Here is a 19,538-nt window from a genome sequence, read left to right as displayed (position 1 = left end):
TTGTCGGCAGGTGTGGCAGACGCCTGTCTAGACCGCGAGTAAGGCCTGGAGTTCGCGCAGGACCGCGTAGAAGCTCAGGCCTCCGCAGGGGCTTTGGGGGTGCGGCGGAGCTGGGTGCAGATGGCCTGGGCGACGGCGGCGAGGGTGACGTGGTGGTGCCAGGTGCGGCCTTCGGAGTGGTCCAGGCCGAGTCCGTCTTTGAGTTCGCGGTAGTCGTGCTCGCACGCCGACCTCAGACGGACAGAGCCGATGAGCCTTGGGAGCACGGAGTGGGAGCAGATTGGGAGCAACTCCGTGCGTTGAACGTGCCCGAACTGTCCTCAATGGATCTGAACGGAACCGCGCCGACCTGCAGGAGTGTTGTTTTCGCAGGTCAGCGCAGTATCGGCGCCCTAGTTCACACACAAGGAGTCCTCGAATCGCTCTGAACTGCGCTCAACTGCGTCAAACCGCAGGTCAACAGGCTTGAACGGACGCGTGTGTCGATCGCGCCGTAAGGCGAGCGCTTAGTACTCCAGAGGCGAGCGACATGGCCAGATCTGGTCGTTCCAAACGCACGCTCATGCCGATGAGCGGACGTTCGAAACCATCGGGCTCGGGTATTGGGCCTACCGTCACCGTTGAAGACGACCTGGCCACAACGTCGAGGCCCAACTGTATGAGCGGCAAGCGATAGGAGTTTCTGCTGTGTCGTGAAGGTCAGTCCTGCTCGTCAAGATCGCGCAAGCGTTTGTGGATGATGTTGAGGTCTCGCTGGTACTGGGCGTTGCCCGGATCGGCCACCGCCAACCGCTGCGCGATGTCGAGACCGGTCTGGAAGTACTCGCGTGCGGTCCCAATGTCACCCATCGCCACCGCCACACCTCCCAGTTTTTCGTGGCTGATGCTGAGGTCCCGCTGGTACTCGGCGTTGCCCGGATCAGCCACCGCCAACCGCTCGGCGATGTCGAGACCGGCCTGGAAGTGCTCACGTGCGGTCCCAATGTCACCCATCGCCACCGCCACATCCCCCAGCCTGTTGTGGCTGACGCTGAGGTCCCGCTGGTACTCGGCGTTGCCCGGATCAGCCACCGCCAACCGCTCGGCGATCGCCAGCAGGTGGCGGCGTCGGTCCATGGTCGCGCTGGCGAGGCCGATGTTTTGCAGGGCGACGCACTCTCGGTCGGCGAGCGCGAGATAGTTAGGGTGGTCGGTGGGGATGAGCGGGACGGCCTCGGCCAGTAGCGCTGCGACAGCGACTTCTCCGCCGACCAGATCACACCCCTCGAACGCGGCACGGACGGCGTCGTCGTAGTTGTGGCTGCCGGCGAGGTGGCGGATTAGGTCCACGAGGTCGTCGGCACCGCCGCGGCCGGTGTCGAGCCGGCGTAGCCGCATCGCGGCTCCCCGCTGGTGTCGAATGCTCGTGTCAGCGTCGGCCTGGCCGCGGGTGAAGTACCCGGCAACCCACGGGTGCATGACGAGCTCGTCGTCGAAGGTGGTCGACAGCAGGGTGAAATCGCGTAGCCGCTCGACATCGTGCACCGTCGCCACCAGTTCGTTCGGAGCGGGGTCGGTATCGTGCTGGGTGCGGGCGAGGTCCTGCGTGGTGAAAGCCGCACGGGCCAAGGCGGCCTGGTGGGCGAGTTCGCGCTGGCGCGGGGTGAGTTCTTCGGTGATCGTGTCGAGCAGGATGTCGCGACTGCCCAGCCTCACGGCCTCGCCGATACCGGTGGCCAGGTCACGAGGTGCGGTCAGGTCGATGTGCTCGCGCGCGGCCAGCGCGTGCAGTTTGCCGGTGACATGCCGGAACCCCGCCGCGGTGCCCCTGCGCAGCAGGACGTCGAGGAACTCGATCAGACGCGGATGCCCGCCGATCGTCCTGACCACGACTCTTCTGTCCTGAGCGGACAGGTCACGCAGCGCGGGCAGCCGCAGCAGAAACCGCCCCAGCTCCGCAGGCGTCAGCGCGGGCACCTCGAGTCGCAGCAGGACCGACTCGGCACCGGGTATCGGATAGCGGCAGGTGACCAGGACCCGACCCGCTTGGGCTCGATGACACACCGCGGTGAAGATCTCCGCGAATCCGGGATCGAGGAACTCACCGGCAGCGGTGAGGTTCTGTTCGAAGTCGTCGAACAACACCACCAGCCGTACCCGTACCAGCGCGGTGAGCACCAGTGACAACTTCGTCGTGTCGTCGTGTCGTGGGTCGCGCAACGCGTCCACGAACTCGCTGTGTCCTTGCTCGGCCAACGCTGTGGCGACGGCGGCGGTCAACGCGGCCGGGTTCCACACGCCGACGTGCTCGGCGATCGCCCAGCTCTGCTCGCGGGCACGGGCCAGAATCCGGCCGGCGACCGCGGTCTTCCCGATCCCGCCGATCCCGGTCAGCACCAACCCAGCCCAGTCCCCGACCTGTTCCCGATCCTGCACGGTGCGCCGCAACACCGCTGCCGCGATCCGCAGAACCGACCGGCGCCCGATCAGATACCCGACCGGCAACTCCCGCACCCCGCCCACACCGGTCGCAGCGACGGTAATGCGGCGCAGCGGCTGCTCGGGCCGGGCAGGATCGCGCACGGGCAGGTCAGCGCTACCACACAGCAAGGTCGGCACCACGGCCTCCGGCCGCGGCAAACGGTTCCCGGCCTTGCGTGCCTGCTCGGTGAGGTGCTCGCTCACCTCGCGCCGGGCCACCGCCAGCGCCTGCGTGACCGTCATGCCCGGATCGCGGGCCAGCTGGTGATAGAGCCCGCGTGCCAGCGCGGTCGCGAACCTGTCGGTGACCGAAGCCTGCATCGCGACCACCCGATCCGCGCCATGCCGCACCAGCGCCGCCGCCAGCCCCGCCGTACCCGTCTCCGCACCACGGCAACTGGACAACACCACTAGCGGCAACGGACGTTCCCCCGAACGCAACGCCGCGACCAGCCGGTCCGCGTCCGCGACCACCGGATGGCCGTCCTCATCCTCCAACTCCACCATGGTCGCCGACCCGTGCGCGGACAAATGGAGCACGTGATACTGATCCGCGGCCAGCGCACGCCCGATCTCCGCCAGCGACGCGACCTCCAGAACCCGAACCTGTGCCGCCACCTGATCATCGGCGTCGAGATCGGTGACCGCGTCCAACAGGGCCTGCATCTCCGCCTCGACATCCAGCGGAGGACTCGACGTCCGCGTCTCCTCCGGCGCGGCGACCGCGGCCAGAATCTTCAACGGTCCTGGCAACGCCAGGACCGGTGGCCGCTGTATTCCGGCCAGTCTGCGGGACAACCGCACCCCCGGCGCCGTCACCGCGAGCCGGTCGTCCGGCAGCCGCAGCAGCTCCACCGGCAGCCACGACAACTCATCCGGCAGCTCCACCACCACATCGACCACGCTGCCCCACGGGGAACGGTCGATCAGCTCCAGCAACCGCCCGCCGGTCGCATCGTCCAGCAACGCCCGCCACAGCGCCTGCCCTAGCAGCACCAGCCGGGCATCACCGGTCGGACTGTCCAGCTCCGCTTGCCACGACACCAGGCCCGGCGGCACCACCGCCGTCTGCTCACCCAGCACCGTCCCGGCCAACAGGGTCTCGGTCCGCACCTGACCGTTCCCCACCACACTCAGCCGCAACGCGAACTCATGAGCCAACTGCTGAGCAGGCAACGACAACGTGTGATCACGTCGGGTGAACACGGGCGACTGCGATCCCAGCGGCGGCTCGATCTCCTCAGGCTGGTCCAGCAGAAACCGCAGCAGACCCTCCATCCCCGCCTTCGAGTACTCCTCAACCGTGAACACGGTGCTGGTCGCCGGCGCCAGCCAGTCCGGCACACCCGCCACCGACTGACCAGGCAGTACAACCGGCACGAACCGGTCGAGATTCTCCTGGTTCGCGTAGAAGGCATCCCGGATCAGCCGCGCCTCGTACTGAACCCCACGACCCACATCAGGTCCGCTGCGACCTTCGGCGCGCTCCCGGTAGGCCGCTGACGCCACGATCAGGACATGATCAGACTCCCGAACCTGATCAGCCATCCACAACGCCCAATCCTGCCGCCGCTGTGCCGCCGCCCGGTCCAACTTCGCATCAATCTTCTGCGCGCGAAGAAAGATCCACAGATCGCGCACCCGCTCAACGTGCTCATCCGACTCATGCGCATACGAAATGAACACCCGCACCGGCTTCGCCGCGTCACCACCGGCTGTTCCCATGAACAACGTCCCACCCTCAGTAACCAACACCCTCACGAGAGCATCGGATCATCCGCCCAGAACGTTCCGCCCCCAACGAGCTAATCTGCGTAAGCCCAGCTCAACGCACTCTCATGCCGATGAGCGTGCGGTCATTCGCGGCGACACCGCGCCGCCGCGTGGCCGGAGTCCACGCGGGGGTTACTGCCTTTCAGGCCCACCTGCCTCCAGTACCGCCAGGTCGCGCACCGCGTACCGGTGGTGCTCGGCTTCTTCCTTCAGCACAACCTTGAGGCAGCGGCGCACGACGTACTCCTGCTCGGGATACATGTCCGCCGGCTTGCGGCCGCACACCCGGTCGAGTTCGTCCGCGGTGAGCCCGTCGACGACACGCCGCATCGCGGCCATGCGAGCGAGGCGCGGCGCCAGCACCTCCTCGAGCGTCGGGGTGGCTTCGAGGGTGAGGCCGAGCTTCGCCGCCTCCTCCGGCGGCGTCCCCCCGGCGGGCAAGCCCAACGGGTGGAAGGGTGCTTCCTCCTCCAGCACCGCGTTGCCGAACCAGGCATCGCAGGCGAACAGCAGATGCCGTTGCGTCTCAACGAACGACCACTCACCGCCGACCTGCTCGTGCAGTGCCGCCTCGGGCAACTGCCTCGCCCGGTCCAGCGTCGCGTCCCACAGGGTCTCGATGGCGTCCCAGGCAGCCCGGAAGTCCTCGGAGGAAACCGCCTCCCGCGCCAGCACCCGCGCGGGGTGCCGGCGGTCGAGCTCGGCCTCGACGTAGGCGGTCACGTCTACGTCGTTGACGACGAGGCGCTCGAAGAAGCCACCGAGGTAGACGTCGCTGCCGTAGCAGTCGACGATCTTCAGACCAGTCACCTCGCAATCGCGGATCTCGAGACCATCGAGATTGCTCAGGTGGATACGAGCGCCGCGGAACTGGTCGCTCTGGACGTAGTCGGAAACCATCGAAGCAGTCTCGCTCAGTCATCACACCCGCACCAGGTTCGGCAGTGACCTGAAGCGGTGCCCGCCACGAAAGGTGAAGTACGGCGCCGCGGTTGCAGCCACGGTGGCGTCAGGAGGTTCGGTGGCTGTGCGAGCCGAAAACCACGTCCATGCCGGACAAAGCACATGGCGACACTCGTGGACGACTCAGTCGAGAAGATCTTGCTCCAGCCAATGCAGATCAGCCCGGAAGATCGATCAGTGTCGAGTGGCGGCCTGGCGCCTGGCCTCCGCGGGCTCGCGAGGAAGCGTCGCCGATATCGTTGACCGGTGATCGGCAACCTCGAGACGTTCCAGGACGAGCTGACCGCCAGCGGATTTCCGCCGCTGGTCAACAAGTTTGCCGGGGCCGGCTTCCAGGGCTCGATCGCGACCTGCGACCTCGGGCCGCTTCGGCTCGTCTCCCTCCGCACGCCGGAAAGCGCGTGCGTCGGGCGGGAGCGGGACGCCTCCGACAGCGGGAACCTGGCGGTCAAGGTGATGACCCGCGGCCGGACGCGGATCGAGCAGGGGCGCGGGATCGCCGACCTCGGGCCGACCGACTTCGTACTGCTCGATCCCACGCGCGGGGTCCGGTTCGAGAGCACCGCGGCGGCGCACGTCACCATCCTGGTTCCGCGCCGGGAGCTTCGGATCCGCCCCGCTCAGATCGACCGGCTCATCGGCGTGCGCATCGACGGCAGTCACGGCCCGGGCGCTCTCGTGTCCGTGCTGGCCCGGGAGTCGGCGCGGTCGGCGACCGGGTTCCGCGAGGCAGAGGCGCTGCGGTCGGCGGCGGCCTTCGTCGAACTGATCGCGGTCGCACTGGAGGCCCGGCTCGACGACGACCAACCGGCCCCGGACGAGTGGCTGCGGGACCGGATCACCGGCTACATCGAGGCCCGCCTGGCCGATCCCGACCTGTCCCCGCCCAGGATCGCCGCCGCCCACCACATCTCGGTGCGCCGGCTGCACAAGCTGTTCGAGGAGCAGCCGCTCACCGTCGCCGCCCTGATCCGCCGTCGCCGTCTGGAGCGCTGCCGAGCCGAGCTGACCGGAGGCGGACGCACCGTCACCGCCGTGGCCGCCCGGTGGGGGTTCTCCGATCCCACCCATTTCAGCAAGCTCTTCAAGGCGACGTACGGCTACAACGCCCGTGCGCTGATGACCAGCAACCGTGCACGGACGACCAAGACGCGCTCCGTCGTGCAGGGAAAGGATGGTGGTGACCAAGGCAGGCAACAGCAGTAGGAGAAGTCGTGGCGAAGGTGAACATCGTCCGCCCCGGTGAGGGCGAGATCCTCGGCAGCGGGGCCCAGCAGATCCGCATCCTGGAGAACGGTGAGCACACCGAGCACCGGCTGGGGTTCGCGGAGGTCACCATCCCGCCGGGCACCCCGAGCCCGTTGCAGCACCGCCACGCCCAGCACGACGAGGGCTTCTACGTGCTGGCGGGAACTTTCCGGTTCACCGTCGGCGAGGACCACTACGACGCCGGGCCGGGCACCTGGGTCATCGTGCCGACCGGGGCACCGCACACGTTCGCCAACATCGGCGACGAGAACGCGGTCATGCTGAACACCTTCACGCCGGACCTGTACGTGCAGTACTTCCGCGACTTCAAGGCCATGATCGATTCCGGGCAACCGGTCAACGCCGAGACCATGGAACCGCTCTGGAAGAAGTACGCCACCGAGATCTCGACCGAATACGACTCGTGAAGCACCTTCAGCTTGCGTCTGAGATGAGCCACTCACACCTGCCTCCGTCGCGCGGAAGACTCACGGCGCCCACCAGTGCATCAACGGGGCGAGGCGGTCACCAATGGTTTTCTCCAGGGCAGGGGCCTGGGTCGAGCGGAGAGCAAGGCGGACAACGACATGCTGAACACAGCAACGAGCAACAACATCACAGCAGGACTCAACGCCGCGAGAGGAGCTCGCTCGACGTAGGGCAACGACTCGGCCAGCATCAGGCCCCATTCGGGCGCGGGCGGCTGGGTGCCCAGGCCGAGAAAGCCCAGCGACGCGAGAGCGAGCGCGATGCCGGGGAAGCGGAGGACGGCGTTGCGGGCGACCGGGCCCGCCACGGCGGGCAGGACGTGGCGGAGTTCGATCCACGACGGTGTCGCGCCGAGTGCTCGGTGCGCGGTGATGTGCGTCGAGGCCCGGGTTTCTTCCACGAGAGCGGCGGAGTGGGCCGCCAGGGCGGGCCAGGACACCAGCGCGACGGCGAGCGACGCCCCGAACGTGCCGGGGCCGAGCACCGCGGCCACGAGGATGCCGGCGATCACGGGCGGCATCGCGTTCGCCGCTTCCGCCGCTCCGCGCGCGATGCCGGGCAGGAGGCCCATCGCCACAGCGGCGATGCAGGAGCACACGCACACCGCGGCGGCTACGCCGATCGTCGCGGGTGCGCCGTGGGCGACGCGGGCCAGGACGTCGCGTCCGAGTCCGTCGGTGCCCAGCGGATGCGCCCAGGTCGGGGACGCCAGGCGGGCCGACGTGTCGATGCGCGACGGATCGCGCAGCAGGCCCCACCCGATCACCGCCGCTGTCAGCGCCGCGCTCGTGACGGGAACCGCCACGTGCCACCGGTTCGGGCTCCAGTGCGCGATCGGGGGCAGCGACAAGGAGGCGTCCCGCAGCGCGGGTCCTAGCAGGTGCCGGCGAGCCACGCCGACGACCGTCCCGGCCGCGAGGCCCAGCAGCACGAGTGCGAGCACACACCCCTGCAACAGAGGCACGTCCTGCGCCCGTGCCGCGCCGAGCGCCGTCCTGCCGATGCCGGGGACCGCGAAGACCGCCTCCACGGCCACGGCGCCGCCGGTCAAGCCGACGACGACCAGCCCCGCCTGGGGCAGCAACGGCGGCAGGGCACGCCGCACAACACCTCGGACGAGAACGGCCCGGCCGCAACCCCAGGACCGCCACACGCCGACCCACGGTTCCCGGAACACGGCGGGAAGCGCGTCGGTGAACAAGGTGCCCAGCACGGCTCCCGCTGGGATTCCGAGGGCGAGAGAGGGCAGCACGAGGTGTTGCGGACCCTGCCAGCCGTACGGCGGGAACCAGCCCAGCCACACCGACAGGGTCACCAGCAGCACGGTCGCGAGCAGGAACTCGGGCAGCGCGGCCAGCGCCGCGCCCACACCACCGGCAGCACCACCGCGAGCACCGCGCATCAACGCGGGCAGGCACAACGCCGACGCCACACCGAGCGCGACGACGACCGCGGCACACATCAGCGTGAGGGAAACACCGAGCGCCGACAGCACGGAGGGCAGCACCTCGGCGCCACTGGTCCAGGACCGGCCCAGATCTCCGCGCAGCACACCGGAGATCCAGCGGGTGACCACGTCGACCGGTCCGGCGTCGAGGCCGAGCTGGCGCCGCACGGCGTCCAGCGCCTCCGGTGTCGGCTCCTGCTCGGCCGAGCGGGCCCGCAGCACCGACAACGCCGGATCGCGCCCGGACAACCAGGGCAGGAGACCGACGACGATCGTGATCAGCGCGAGTGAGAGGAGCCGGGCGACCACGACTCCAGTGCGCCCGTGCGGTCTTCCCGCCATCACTTCACGTGGGTGGCGGACGTGACGAGCGCCCGCTCGCGCGGGTCCTTGACGGAACCCGTCACCGACGTGGCGTCGCCCTGGATCACGCGCTCGTGCAGCATCGGGATGGCGGCGTCGGTGCGCAGCACGGCCGCTTCCGCCTCGAGGATCGCCGCACGGCGCTGGTCACCGGCCTCCGCGCCCTCGGCCTCGCGCACGGCCCGGTCGACGTTCTCGTCGCACAGCTGCGCGATGTTGAACGAGCCGGCGCAGGTGAAGTCGGACTTCAGGTAGGCCACCGGGTCACCTGAGTCGAGGACGGTCGCCCTGGACAGGATGAACGCGTCGAACCTGCCCGCGAGCATGTCCTGCTCGATGTGGGCGTACTCCCGGACGACCTGGTTCACCTGGAAACCGGCGTCTTGGAGCTGCTGCTGGAGGATGGAGGCGACTTCGGGGAGTTCGGCGCGGTCGGTGAACGTGGCCAGCGTGATCGTGGCGCCGTTCACCGGACCGGCGGGTGTGCGGCCGGTGAGTTCTCGACGGGCCTGCACGGTCCACGGCAGCGCGGGCCCGAGCAGGCCCTTCGCGGAGTCGGCGCGGTTCTCGTAGACACCGCTGACGAGTTGATCGCGGTTGATCGTCTCGCGCGCCGCGGCCCGCACCGCCGGGTCGGCGAACGGGCCGGTCTTCGTGTTGAGGTACAGCGTGTTGGTGCGCGGCATCGGCACCTCGCTGATGGTCGGCGGGTCGAGCAGCGCCGCCTGCGAGACCGGGACGGCTTCGGCGATGTGCGCCTCCCCGCTGCGGATCGCGGCCGCCCGTGCGGTGCCGTCCGGCACGAAGGACACGTCGATGCCCGCGGCCTTGGCCTTCTCGCCCCAGTAGCCGTCGTACCGGTCGAGGGTCGCGCTGGTCGTGCCGCCGACGCCGACCAACCGGAACGGCCCGCTGCCGGTGCCGACCGGGTTCACCTTGCCGTCGGCGGCGTACGCGCTCTCGGCCAGGATGGACAGCTGGGGTGACGACAACCGTTGCGGCAGCAGCGGATCCGGCGTCCCGGTGGTGACGAGGAGCTTCTCCCCCGCCACCGCTGCGGTCAGCGCGACGCCGTCGAGGATGCGCGGCTTCGGCACGGCTCCCGTCGCCCTGGTGAGGGTGTTCGCGGCGGCCGCGGCGGTGAGGGTGCTGCCGTCGTGGAAGGTCACGCCCGGCCGGACGGTGAACTCCCACGCGGTGTCCGAGGTGCGCCGCCACTCCGTCGCGAGTCCGGGACGGGCGTCGCCGTTGTCGTCCAGCGTCACCAACGTCTCCGCGGCGGACCAGCGGGACAGCTTGAACGCGTCGTCGCTGAACGGCGACAGGCCCGATCGCGGGGGTTGCATCATGGCCAGCTTGATCCTGACCTCACCGGACTGCCCCGCCGTCTCCCCTGCTCCGGAAGCGAAACAGCCGGCGAGGAGCACGGAGGCGGTGGCCAGTCCGGCAGCGGCCAAGGGCGTGCGGGGGTGCATGAGGCTTCCTGACGTCGTGGGAGCGGCGACGCGGTGACGCTAGCTCATGACAATCATTTGCATCTAGCCTCCGAGGCGCACGTCACGCGAGCCGGCGTCCGACATCGTTCCCATGTGGACGGTCCAGGCAGTGGGCAGCGCGAGATCGTCGCCAGCCCGTCCAGGTCTGCGCGTGTGGGTCGTTCGACCCACTGTGCCCGGCCGCACGCCTCGGTAACTTTGATCTTGCGATCACACCCGAAGGCTCGGAGGACCGCCATGACCACCACCCACCCCCTTGTCACCGGTCCAGCTGCCGCGGACGTGGTCATGTCGGCCCTCGGCCCCGAAGCGCGGACGGTCGTCAACGCTCATCGGAAGAACGCCGGCGCGCTCGCCATCAGGTGATCGCGAGCTCGCCTCGAGGCACACGCGAAATGGTCGATCTGGGCGTGTACGCCAAGGTCGCCAATTCGGCGTTATGTCCGGTTCATGGGAAAGATTCACCGTTCACCCGATGTATCGGTTACCCATGTCAATTGTCCGCCGCCGACCCCAAGCGCCCCCGGCTGCCGCAGCGGCAACCAGTGGTGGATCTTGGCCGGAGCCCTGGACGCGCCGGAGTGGAGACCGGGCGCGCGGCGCTGCGATGCCCCACCCCCACCACGGAGGCGCGACTACGGTTGCGACACGGATCCGATAATCACGACGATGCCCCGAGCGGACTGTGCTACGGAACGTTCCGCCATCGCGCGCCCGAGGTGCGGCGCTCCGCGATTCGGCCGTACCGACTGGCCCGTTCGCCACCTGTTGAGACACGAGCCAGGCAGATTCTGATTCGTAAACCCAATAGCTTCGGGACGCGCCTGAAACACGTTCTACAGCTGTTCTCGAGAGATGCTGCCGAAAGCACTGGAAAAATCGGGCATACGTGCTATAAAGCGTCCATCTGGGGATGCGCTGCAGCAGAACGACCATCGGTGACCTTGCTGGGAGGGAACTGGACGATTGGTGCCGACAGACCATGACGACGCACTCGTTGAACTGGTCGGCCTGCTCGCCGAATGCTCGGCGGGGACAGGCAGGCTCGCGCTGGTCAGTGGCGGTTTAGCCAGCGGGAAGACGGAGTTGCTGCAGCGATTCCAGCGGCACGCCGCCTCCTCGGGGGCATTGTTGCTGACCGCGACGGGCGCGCCCGCCGAGCACCCCCTCCAGGCCGGTGTCATCGACCAGTTGTTCCACGGCGCCGGACTGCCGCCGGAATTAGCGGACCGCGTTTCCCACCTCATCACGCCGATCGCCGCGACCGCGACCGAACCCGGAGCGGACGTGAGAAGAACTCACCATTCTCACGTGCGACCCGTGCACGAATTGTGTCAAATCCTTCTTGAATTGTCGCGGGAACGCCCGGTCGTGTTGTGCGTGGACGACGTGCAATTCGCCGACAGCTCCTCACTGCAATTCATCCTCTACCTGCGGCGACGGATGAGGGCCGGTCGAGTGGTCGTCGTGCTCGCCGAGTGGCAGCACCCGCAGCCGACGCTGCCGCTCTTCCACGCCGAACTGACCCGGCGGCCGCACCACCGCATCCGGCTCGCCCCTCTGTCGGAGCGCAGGATCGCCGAACTGCTGCGCGACCGGGTGCCCGATCCCGGCGCGCTCGCGCCTGCTTGGCACACGCTGAGCGGCGGGAACCCGATGCTGGTCCGAGCCCTCGTCGAGGACCGGGAGGCCGGGCACGAGACCTGTCCCGACCAGGTCGGTCCCGCGTTCAGGCGCGCGTTGCTGGAGTGCCTGCACCGCTGGGAGGCGGGGCTGCTCGAGGTCGCGCGCGCCATCGCCGTGCTCGGGGAGGAGCACACACCGGTCCTGCTCGGCCGGCTGGCCGGCACCACGCCCGAAGCCGTCGAGCAGGCGGTCGACGTGCTCACCACGGCGGGTCTGCTGGTCGACGGTCGCTTCCGCCACCCCGGCGCGGGGCCGGCGGTCCTCGACAGCACACCGGGTGCCGAACGGGTGCGGCTGCGCGCCCGTGCGGCCGAACTGCTCTACCAGCGCGGCGCGGCGGCGGCCGTGGTGGCCGACCACCTCGTGGCCGCCGACCGGGTCACCCCGGGCTGGCCGGTCTCCGTGCTGCGCATCGCCGCCGAGGAAGCGCTCATGGGCGACGACGTGGCAGCGGCCGTGCGGTACCTGGAACCCGCGCTGCCCGTCGTCGAGCCGGAGCAGCGGCTGGGCGTCACCAGCGTCCTGGTCCGCGCGCTGTGGCGGGTCAACCCGGCCGCCGCCGTCGTGCACATGGAACCGCTGCACGAGGCGATGTGGGCGGGCCGGCTGGGCGGCCGGGACGCCATGACCGTCGTGCACCACGCGCTGTGGATCGGGGACGAGGCCACGGCCGTGCGCGCGCTCGCCGTGCTGAAGGAGAACCCCGGCATGCTGGACGCGCAGAGCGCGGCCGAGCTGCGGATCGTCTGCCAGTGGTTCCACGGCCTCGACCCGGCGACCGCCGTGGCCACCGACCTGGTGGCGGACGCGGATCCGTGGGTGGCCGCGGCGCAGGCCATCGGCACGTTCTGGACGGCCGAGTTCCACCCCGACGCCATCGCCAGCGCCGAGCACGTCCTGCGCAGCTGCCGGCTCGGCGACATGTCGCTGGAGGTCGTGCTCACCGCCCTGCTGGTCCTGTCGCACGGCGGCCACCCCGACCGGGCCGAGCGGTGGTGCGACCGGCTCACCGCCGAGGCCGTCCGCGGTGGCGCGGTGACCTGGCAGGCGGTCCTGGAGGTGCTCCGGGCCGACATCGCCCTGCGGCGCGGGGAGGTGGTGGTGGCAGCCCAACGCGCGGAGACCGCGCTCGCGCTGCTGCCGCACCAGGGCTGGGGCCTGTCCATCGGCTACCCGCTGGCCGTGCTGCTGGACGCCAACACCGCGCTGGGCCGGCACCACGTGATCGCCGACGTGATGCGGGTGCGCGTGCCCGACGCGATGTTCGCCACCGCCGCCGGCCTGCGCTACCTGTACGCCCGCGGCACCGGCAACCTCGCCGTCGGGCGGGTGCTCGCCGCCATCAGCGACTTCCAGAACTGCGGGACCCGGATGCGCGAGTGGCGCGTCGACCTGCCGGTGCTCGCGCCGTGGCGCTGCGGTCTCGCCCAGGCCAACCTCACCCTCGGCCGCCAGGAGGCGGCGCGGGAGCTGATCAGCGAGCAGATGTCGCTCCCGGCAGGCGACCGCCGCACCCGCGGTGCCGCGCTGCGGGTCCTCGCCGCCGCGGGCGAGCTCGCCGAGCGTCCCGCGCTCCTGCGCGAAGCCGTGCGGCACCTGCGGCGGGCGGGTGACCGGATCGAGCTGGCGCGCGCCCTGTCCGACCTCGGAGAAGCGCTCGACACCCTGGGCGAGCACGCCGAGGCCCGCGAGCTGTCCCGGATCGCGGTGGCCGAGACCAAGGCGTCGTACTCCGGCGCCGTGCCCCTCCCGGTCGACTGGGAGGACGGCGACACCGGTGACCGGCGATCGGTCCTGAGCGACTCCGAGCTGCGCGTGGCCGAACTCGCCGCCAAGGGCCACACGAACCGCGAGATCAGCGGAATCCTCTACATCACCGTCAGCACCGTCGAGCAACACCTCACGAGGGTCTACCGCAAGCTGGGCATGCGCAGCCGGGCGGACCTGCCGCACCGCCTGTCCCAGCGGACCGGCACCGGCCCGCGGGCGTTCGAAGCCCGAGGGTGACCCAAGCACCTCCCGAGTAGAAAGAACCCGCCGATGCCCAACCAGTCCACCTGCCGCGTCTGCGCCGGGACGGTCACCGAGTTCCTCGACCTCGGTGACCAGCCGCTGTCCGACGCGTTCCGCCTGCCCGAGGACATCTCCGCCGAGTTCACCTACCGCCTCGCCGTGGGCGCGTGCGCGGACTGCGCGATGGTGCAACTGCTGGAGGAGGTCCCCAGGGAGAAGATGTTCCGCGAGGACTACCCCTACCTGTCACAGGGATCCGTGGTGATGCGCGAGCACTTCCACGCCCTGGCCGAGCGGTTCCTGAGCACCGAGCTGGCGGGTGAGGACCCGCTCGTGGTCGAGCTGGGCTGCAACGACGGCACCATGTTGCGCACCGTCGCGGAGGCGGGCGTGCGGCACCTGGGCGTGGAACCGTCCGGCGCGGTCGCCGACCTGGCCGCCGAGGCGGGTGTGCGGGTCCGCAAGGACTTCTTCGAAGAGGCCACCGCACTGTCCATCCGCGACCAGGACGGTCCGGCCGATCTCGTGTACGCCGCGAACACGTTCTGCCACATCCCTTACGTGGACTCGATCCTGCGCGGCGTCGTGGCGCTGCTCAAGCCCGGTGGCGCGTTCGTGTTCGAGGACCCCTACCTCGGCGACATCGTCGAGAAGACCTCGTTCGACCAGATCTACGACGAGCACTTCTTCTTGTTCAGCGCCACCTCCGTGGACGGCATGGCCCGCCGGCACGGCCTCGAGCTGGTCGACGTCGAACGGCTTCCGGTGCACGGCGGCGAGGTCCGCTACACCCTGGCGCTGCCCGGTGCGCGCACGCCCTCCCCCGCCGTCGCCGCCCTGCTCGCCGAGGAGGATGCGCGCGGCCTGCACGACCGCGCCGTCCTGGACGGGTTCGCGGACCGGGTCCGCGCGATCCGCACCGACCTCGTGGCGCTGCTGGAGGACCTGAAGGCGAAGGGAGAGCGGGTCGTCGGCTACGGCGCGACCGCGAAGAGCGCCACCACCGCGAACTTCTGCGGCATCGGACCGGACCTGGTCGAGTTCATCAGCGACACCACGCCCGCCAAGCAGCACAGGCTGGCGCCCGGCTCGGGCATCCCGGTGCGCCCGCCGGCCGCCTTCGCCGACCCCTACCCCGGCTACGCGCTGCTGTTCGCCTGGAACCACGCCGCGGAGATCATGGCGAAGGAGCAGGAGTTCCGCGAGGCGGGCGGCAAGTGGATCCTGTACGTGCCCGACGTCCACGTGGTGTGAGCGTGCCGGGAGAACTGTCCGGCGCCCGCGTCGCGGTGCTCGGCGGGTCGGGGTTCGTGGGGTCCGCGGTGTCCGCACGGCTGGCGGCGCGGGGCGCGCGGGTACGGGTGGTGGCGCGCGATCCCGGCGTGCCGCCGTTCCCGGCCGAGGTCGTCGCGGCCGACCTCACCGAGCCCGGCGCGGTGGCCGCCGCGGTCGCGGGCGCGGACGTGGTGCTCCCGCTCGTGCTGTTCACCGGCGGCGGCTCCTGGCGGGTCGCCGCCGGCGACGCGGCCGACGCCGACAGGGTCAACGTCGGGATCGTCGCCGAGGCGGTGGACGCGGCGCGGGGGGCCGTCGTGTTCCCCGGCTCCACCTCGCAGGTGGGGCCGGGTGCGCCGGAGCGGATCGACGGCACCGAGGTCGACCACCCCGAGTCGGAGTACGACCGGCAGAAGTGCGCCGCCGAACGGCTCGTGCTCGACGCGGGCGGCTGCTCCTTGAGGCTGCCCACCGTGTTCGGCCCCTCCACCGGCTCGCCGGACCGGGGCGTGGTGACCGCGATGGCGCGGCGTGCGCTCGCAGGCGAGCCGCTGACCGTGTGGGGAGCTGGGGACGTGGACCGCGACCTGGTGTTCGTCGAGGACGTGGCCGACGCGTTCGCGGAGGCCGTGGCGCACGCCGACCGGCTCGCCGGACGGGCGTGGCTCGTCGGCTCGGGCACCGGCGTCCCGGTGCGCGCGCTGTTCGAGCTCGTGGCCTCCACCGTCGCGGAACTGACCGGTCGCCCGGCCGTGCCGGTGCAGTCCGTGCCGCCACCGCCGCACGCCACCGCGTCGGACTTCCGCGGCCTGGTGGCCGACCCGGCCGGCCTCACCCTGGCCACCGGGTGGAGAGCCCGCGTTCCCTTGGCCGCCGCGGTGTCGAGGACCGTGACCCACCTGATCGAATCCTCAGTGGACGGTGCGACCCCTAACAGCGGGTAGGGGTTCCCCTAAGCTGGTTGACCGCGCGGTTCGGGCCTCTGCACGCTGATCACCGTCCTGAGACGGAGGTCGTCGATGAAAGCCCGCGCACTCTCTGTCGGCGGAGCCTGGGAGTTCGAACCCGAGGTGTTCCCGGACGACCGCGGCCTGTTCGTCTCGCCGTTCCAGCACGAGGTGTTCGCCGAAGCGGTCGGCGCGCCGCTGTTCGCCGTGGCCCAGGCCAGCGCCAGCGTGTCGCGCCGCGGGGTCGCCCGCGGGGTGCACTACGCCCGCACGGCACCGGGGTGCGCGAAGTACGTGACCTGTTCCCGCGGTCGCGTGCTGGACATCGTGGTGGACCTGCGGGCCGGCTCGCCGACATTCGGCGAGTGGGACTCCGTCGAACTGGCGGGCGACGGCTTCCGCGCCGTCTACCTCCCGCCAGGACTCGGCCACGCGTTCCTCGCGCTGGAAGACCACTCCACCGTCCACTACCTGCTGTCCCGCGCCTACGACCCCGCGGACGAGCTGGCCGTGTCCGTCGTGGACCCGGATCTCGCGCTGCCCGTGCCCGCCGACGTCGTGCTGTCCGAACGCGACCGCACCGCGCCGGGCCTGGTCCTCGCACGTGACACCGGACTGCTGCCGGTGCACGCCGTCTGAGCAGAGGAGAGCACACCAGGTGACCGCGCCCACCCGCCGACCCACACCGACGCGCCTGGCCGAGTCGATGCTCGCCGCGCGTGACGCCGACGCCGTGCACGCCTGGCTCGCCCGCACCGCCGAACACAGCTGGATGACCGTCGAGCGCGTGCCGCTGGACGGCCTAGCGGGCTGGCTCACCGAACCGGGCACCGGCACCCTCCGCCACCACAGCGGCCGGTTCTTCAGCGTCGAGTCGCTCGCCGTCGACCTGCCGGGCGCGCCCGTGCCGCAGTGGTCGCAGCCGATCATCAACCAGCCGGAGATCGGCATCCTCGGCATCCTCGTGCGCGAGGTCGACGGCGTGCTGCAGTTCCTGATGCAGGCCAAGCACGAACCGGGCAACGTCAACGGCCTGCAGCTGTCGCCGACGGTGCAGGCCACGCGCAGCAACTACACCCGCGTGCACCAGGGCGCGCCGATCCCCTACCTGGAGCACTTCCGCGACACCTCCGGCCACCACGTCCTGGTGGACATCCGGCAGTCCGAGCAGGGCGCGTGGTTCTACCGCAAGCGCAACCGCAACATGGTCGTCGAGATCGACGGCGAGATCGAGGTGCGCGAGGGGTTCCGCTGGTTCACCCTCGGCGAGATCGCCGGCCTGATGACCGTGCCGGACCTCGTGAACATGGACGCCCGCACGGTGCTGGCGTGCTTGCCAGGAGGCGGCGCGGCCCTCGCCGCAGCGGCCACCGACCCGTTCAGCGAAGCCCTGGTCCGGTCGGGAGATCCGGCCGCTCCCGGCGTGCACACCATCGGGGACGTGCTGAGCTGGATCACCGAGGTCCGCACGCGCACCGACCTCCGGGTGGCCCTCGGCCCGCTGGCCGGGTTGCCGGACTGGACGCGCGAGAACGGCGTCATCGCGCACCGCGACGGCAGGTTCTTCACCGTCGTGGGCGTGGACGTGCGGGCCGGTGGGCGTGAGGTCGGAGGCTGGTCCCAGCCGTTGATCGAACCGGTCGGCACGGGGGTGATCGCGTTCCTGGTCAAGGAGATCGGGGGCGTCCTGCACGTGCTCACCCACGCGCGCACCGAGGCGGGCTACGCCGACGTGACCGAGCTGGCGCCCACCGTGCAGTGCGTGCCCGAGGCGCACGACCACCTGCCGGTGCGGCCCCGGTTCCTCGACGAGGTGCTCGGCTCCACCAGGATCCGCTTCGACGCCGTGCTGTCCGAGGAGGGCGGCCGGTTCCTCGGCGCCCGCAACCGGTACCTGGTCGTGGAGACCGACGCCGACGTCGCACGGGACGACCCCGAGTACCGGTGGCTGACGCTGCACCAGTACGAAGAGCTGTTGCGGCACAGCTTCTACGTCAACATCCAGGCCCGAACCCTGTTGCTGTGCCTGCGCAGCCTCGTTCCACGCGGGTGAGGCGGGCGACGTGCTGACCGCGCCCGCCACCGGCCCGGTCAGAGCGTCGCCAGCACCTGCTTGAGCGCGTCCACCACGTGTTCCTGCGTGTCCTGGGGCAGCGACGGGTACATCGGCAGCGAGAAGATCTCGCGGGCCACCCGCTCGGTCACCGGCAGGCTGCCCTCGGCGTGGCCCAGGTGCGCGAACCCGGTCATGGTGTGCACCGGCCACGGGTAGCTGATGTTCAGGTGGATGTCGTGGGCCTTCAGGCGTTCCAGGATGTCGTCGCGCCGCGGGTGGCGCACCACGTGGACGTAGTACGAGTGCGTGTTGCCCGGCGCGGTCGTGGGCAGCACCAGATCGGTGTCGGCCAACGCCTCCGCGTACCGCGTGGCCACCGCCTGCCTCGCCGCGACGTAGTCGTCCAGGCGGACGAGCTTGCGGCGCAGGATCTCCGCCTGCACCTCGTCGAGGCGGCAGTTGTGGCCGGGCGTCTCCACGACGTAGTAGGTCTTCTCCATGCCGTAGTAGCGGTGGCGGCGCAGGCTCGCGTCCACCTCCGGGTTGTTGGTGATCGTCGCGCCACCGTCGCCGTAGGCACCGAGAACCTTGGTGGGGTAGAAGGAGAACGCGGCGGCGTCGCCCATCGACCCGGCCACCCGGCCGTGGTGGCGCGCGCCGTGTGCCTGGGCGCAGTCCTCCAGCACCACCAAGCCGTGCCGCTGTGCGAGCTCCTGCAACGGTTCCATGTCCACGCACTGGCCGTACAGGTGCACCGGCAGCAAAGCCTTGGTGCGCGGCGTGATCACCGAAGCCACCTGGGCGACGTCCATCAGGTAGGTGTCCGGGTGCACGTCGACGAACACCGGTGTGGCGCCGACGGCGTCGATCGCCAGCACGGTCGGCGCGGCGGTGTTGGACACCGTGACGACCTCGTCGCCGCGGCCGATGCCGAGCGCCTGCAGTGCCAGGCGGATGGCGTTCGTGCCGTTGTCCACGCCGACGCAGTGGGCGACGCCGTGGTACGCCGCGAACTCCGCCTCGAAGGACGACACGCTCGGCCCGAGGACGAGTCGGCCGGAGGAGAACACGGTCTCGACCGCGTCGAGTATGTCCTTGCGCTCCAATTCGTATTCGCGTGAGTAGTCCCAGACGAGCGTGGCCATCGGCAGCCCTTTCGCTGTGGTCGGCTTCCCGGCCAGCCTAGGTCCGGCCCCCAACTAGGGGGTAACCCCTAATCTGCAGGTCAGGGTGGTCGGCGCAGCCCGCGGGAAGCGAGCGGCCACCCGTTCGCCCGCTGCGGCGGAACAGGGGATCTAGGGGTGTCCAGGCCGCTTCCGAGC

Annotated in this window: 14 protein-coding genes; 8 read left to right on the top strand and 6 right to left on the bottom strand. The window is 70.3% G+C overall.

The genetic code is table 11. The features are described from left to right. Positions 1-74 precede the first annotated feature (74 nt). The 3 genes from ABZX02_RS02665 to ABZX02_RS02655 all read right to left on the bottom strand — a co-directional run bounded on the left by ABZX02_RS02665 (position 75) and on the right by ABZX02_RS02655 (position 5,133). Positions 75-266 carry a hypothetical protein gene (locus tag ABZX02_RS02665; RefSeq protein WP_355294364.1) on the bottom strand — a complete coding sequence of 64 codons (192 nt, stop codon included), beginning with the start codon at positions 264-266 and terminating at the stop codon, positions 75-77. Between the two features lie 433 nt (positions 267-699). Further along, positions 700-4,185, bottom strand: a complete 3,486-nt coding sequence (locus tag ABZX02_RS02660; RefSeq protein ID WP_355294363.1) for a CHAT domain-containing protein — start codon at positions 4,183-4,185, stop codon at positions 700-702. Between the two features lie 180 nt (positions 4,186-4,365). Next, positions 4,366-5,133, bottom strand: a complete 768-nt coding sequence (locus ABZX02_RS02655) for a DinB family protein (protein WP_355294347.1) — start codon at positions 5,131-5,133, stop codon at positions 4,366-4,368. A 309-nt stretch (positions 5,134-5,442) separates the two neighbouring features. Here ABZX02_RS02655 and ABZX02_RS02650 point away from each other — a divergent pair, with 309 nt between their 5' ends. Both ABZX02_RS02650 and ABZX02_RS02645 read left to right on the top strand, forming a co-directional pair. Next, positions 5,443-6,402: a helix-turn-helix domain-containing protein gene (locus tag ABZX02_RS02650; RefSeq protein ID WP_355294346.1), complete on the top strand. Its 960-nt coding sequence runs from the start codon at positions 5,443-5,445 to the stop codon at positions 6,400-6,402. A gap of 8 nt (positions 6,403-6,410) precedes the next feature. Continuing rightward, a complete protein-coding gene (locus ABZX02_RS02645; RefSeq protein WP_355294345.1) occupies positions 6,411-6,872 on the top strand; it encodes a cupin domain-containing protein in 462 nt (153 codons plus the stop codon). A gap of 80 nt (positions 6,873-6,952) precedes the next feature. Here ABZX02_RS02645 and ABZX02_RS02640 read toward each other — a convergent pair whose 3' ends face one another. Continuing rightward, complete coding sequence (locus ABZX02_RS02640) at positions 6,953-8,689, bottom strand: ABC transporter permease subunit (RefSeq protein WP_355294344.1); 1,737 nt, start codon at positions 8,687-8,689, stop codon at positions 6,953-6,955. Positions 8,690-8,721: 32 nt separating this feature from the next. After that, positions 8,722-10,218 carry an ABC transporter substrate-binding protein gene (locus tag ABZX02_RS02635; RefSeq protein WP_355294343.1) on the bottom strand — a complete coding sequence of 499 codons (1,497 nt, stop codon included), beginning with the start codon at positions 10,216-10,218 and terminating at the stop codon, positions 8,722-8,724. Between the two features lie 258 nt (positions 10,219-10,476). Between ABZX02_RS02635 and ABZX02_RS02630 the strand changes: the two genes are divergently transcribed. The 6 genes from ABZX02_RS02630 (at position 10,477) to ABZX02_RS02605 (ending at position 18,213) form a co-directional block, all read left to right on the top strand. Continuing rightward, positions 10,477-10,605: a hypothetical protein gene (locus tag ABZX02_RS02630; protein WP_355294342.1), complete on the top strand. Its 129-nt coding sequence runs from the start codon at positions 10,477-10,479 to the stop codon at positions 10,603-10,605. A 603-nt stretch (positions 10,606-11,208) separates the two neighbouring features. Continuing rightward, the gene (locus ABZX02_RS02625) at positions 11,209-13,932 is read left to right on the top strand and encodes an AAA family ATPase (RefSeq protein WP_355294341.1); all 2,724 of its coding nucleotides are present in this window, start codon (positions 11,209-11,211) and stop codon (positions 13,930-13,932) included. 33 nt (positions 13,933-13,965) lie between these two features. Further along, entirely contained in the window at positions 13,966-15,192 is a 1,227-nt protein-coding gene (locus ABZX02_RS02620; RefSeq protein ID WP_355294340.1) for a class I SAM-dependent methyltransferase, read from the top strand. A gap of 2 nt (positions 15,193-15,194) precedes the next feature. Further along, on the top strand, positions 15,195-16,157 hold the full coding sequence (locus ABZX02_RS02615; protein ID WP_355294339.1) for an NAD-dependent epimerase/dehydratase: 963 nt from the start codon (positions 15,195-15,197) through the stop codon (positions 16,155-16,157). 75 nt (positions 16,158-16,232) lie between these two features. Further along, positions 16,233-16,799, top strand: a complete 567-nt coding sequence (gene rfbC / locus ABZX02_RS02610; protein WP_355294338.1) for a dTDP-4-dehydrorhamnose 3,5-epimerase — start codon at positions 16,233-16,235, stop codon at positions 16,797-16,799. 19 nt (positions 16,800-16,818) lie between these two features. Then, positions 16,819-18,213: an NDP-hexose 2,3-dehydratase family protein gene (locus tag ABZX02_RS02605; protein ID WP_355294337.1), complete on the top strand. Its 1,395-nt coding sequence runs from the start codon at positions 16,819-16,821 to the stop codon at positions 18,211-18,213. A 38-nt stretch (positions 18,214-18,251) separates the two neighbouring features. Here the strand turns inward: ABZX02_RS02605 and ABZX02_RS02600 are convergent, their stop codons facing one another. Next, entirely contained in the window at positions 18,252-19,361 is a 1,110-nt protein-coding gene (locus tag ABZX02_RS02600; protein WP_355294336.1) for a DegT/DnrJ/EryC1/StrS family aminotransferase, read from the bottom strand. Between the last annotated feature and the right edge of the window lie 177 nt (positions 19,362-19,538).

The sequence above is a fragment of the Lentzea sp. NPDC003310 genome (genome assembly GCF_040610935.1).
Lineage (GTDB): Bacteria > Actinomycetota > Actinomycetes > Mycobacteriales > Pseudonocardiaceae > Lentzea.
Note: the sequence above shows the minus strand (reverse complement) of the source record. Positions and strands in the feature narration are given on the sequence as shown.